This window comes from Actinomycetospora sp. 2LY8.5, from assembly GCF_057180585.1.
In genome coordinates this window covers 1-1,400 of sequence record NZ_JBXUHE010000104.1, presented here as the reverse complement: position 1 = coordinate 1,400, position 1,400 = coordinate 1, and the positions used below count along the sequence as shown (strand labels likewise).

Sequence of the window (1,400 nt, the reverse complement as noted above, 5' to 3'; positions counted from 1 at the left end):
GGTCCGGTCGGGCAGCAGCGGCTCCAACCGTGCCCACGCCGCGTCCGAGATCACCGTCCGGTCAGCTGCCACGACTCGCATCCTGGCCCATCCCACGACCAAGATCCATCAGACACGCCCTAGGCCGACCTGCAGCGAGGACGCGCCGATGCCGTTGCCGTGCCCCACCTCCACCACGTCGACCCCAGCCCGGTCGGCAGCGTGCGCGTAGGCCCGGATGTCGGCGACACCGAGCTGGTGGGCAACTGCGTGGCTGCCGTCGCGCAACGTCGAGTCGCAGATGGTCAGGGATTCCAGTTCCTTGGTCGTGGTCATGCCGCCTCCATCCGGCTCCGGGCGCGGGCTTCGGCCAGCGCGATCCCGGCGCAGTCGATGATGTCCAGATTGCCGGCGTAGGGCGGGAGCCAGTCACCGCGGCCCTCGACCTCCACGGTCAGGAGGACACGGTCACCGGTGCGCACCGGCGGCACTACGAGCCGGTAACCAGGAACGTAGGACTGGATCTCCTTCTCCGCCTCGGCGGCCGCCGCCGTGACCGCGTCGAGGTCTACCTCACCGGGAGCGGTGACGGCCACGGTGTTCCGCATGATGGAGCCCGGCTCCGCCGGGTTGATTACGAGGATGGTCTTCGTGTTGCCGACCCCGGAGAACTCGCGGGTGGCGCTCTCGGTGGTGACGACGTACTCATCGATGTTGGCGCGGGTGGCCGGGCCGACGCTGGCCGACGCGCTGGTGGATGCGATCTCCAGGTACGCGAGCTCCGGGATGGTTCGGGCCAGGGCGCTCGCCATCGGGACGGCTGCCTGGCCGCCGCAGGTCACCATGCTGACGTAGTCGTCGTCGAGCCGTTCGCCGAGGTTGAGTGCCGGGACGCAGAAGCGGCCCAGTTTCGCCGGCGTCAGGTCGATCATCGGCAGCCCGACCGCCTTCAGGGCGGCCCAGTGGCGCGTGGCGTCGCGGGCCGATGTCGCGTCGAACACGAGGTCGATGTCCTCGCGGGCCTGGAGGACCGCCTCCAGGCCGCGGTCGCTGACGGGCACGCCCTGCGAGCGCGCCATCTCCACGCCGGGCGAGGCGAGCCGGCGCCCCGCGAACATTGTGCATCGGAGCGACGGGGACGCGATGACCTTCAGCAGGAGGTCGGCGCCGACGTTGCCGGTGCCGACGATCGCGACCCGCAGCTGATCGGTCGTGCCGGGTTCCGCACTGGGCGCGGCCCGGTCGTTCGCCAGGTGCAGTGTCATCAGTCCTGCTTCCTGGCCAGGACGAGAATCCCCCGTTACCTTCTTGATCAGGCCCGGTGAGGGCTTGCAGGCCGCCGGCCACGGCATGACTGAGTGCCCCTGTCGTTGATGATCTGGGGGGTGTTGTCACCGTGGTCGGAGGGCGCCAACGACCGC

The 1,400-nt window shown here is 70.1% G+C and carries 2 protein-coding genes; both read right to left on the bottom strand.

Annotated elements, in window-relative coordinates; translation table 11 throughout:
* Window positions 1-108 precede the first annotated feature (108 nt).
* Window positions 109-315 (bottom strand): hypothetical protein, encoded by a 207-nt coding sequence (locus AC2A1K_RS35600; RefSeq protein ID WP_483901071.1) that lies wholly within the window; start codon window positions 313-315, stop codon window positions 109-111.
* Window positions 312-1,244 carry an acetaldehyde dehydrogenase (acetylating) gene (locus AC2A1K_RS35595; RefSeq protein ID WP_483901070.1) on the bottom strand — a complete coding sequence of 311 codons (933 nt, stop codon included), beginning with the start codon at window positions 1,242-1,244 and terminating at the stop codon, window positions 312-314. Before AC2A1K_RS35595 ends, AC2A1K_RS35600 begins: the two co-directional genes overlap by 4 nt.
* Between the last annotated feature and the right edge of the window lie 156 nt (window positions 1,245-1,400).

Bases quoted from the DNA above. Each gene is read 5' to 3' on its own strand.
- AC2A1K_RS35600 (WP_483901071.1), bottom strand. From the start codon at position 315: ATGACCACGACCAAGGAACTGGAATCCCTGACCATCTGCGACTCGACG.
- AC2A1K_RS35595 (WP_483901070.1), bottom strand. From the start codon at position 1,244: ATGACACTGCACCTGGCGAACGACCGGGCCGCGCCCAGTGCGGAACCC.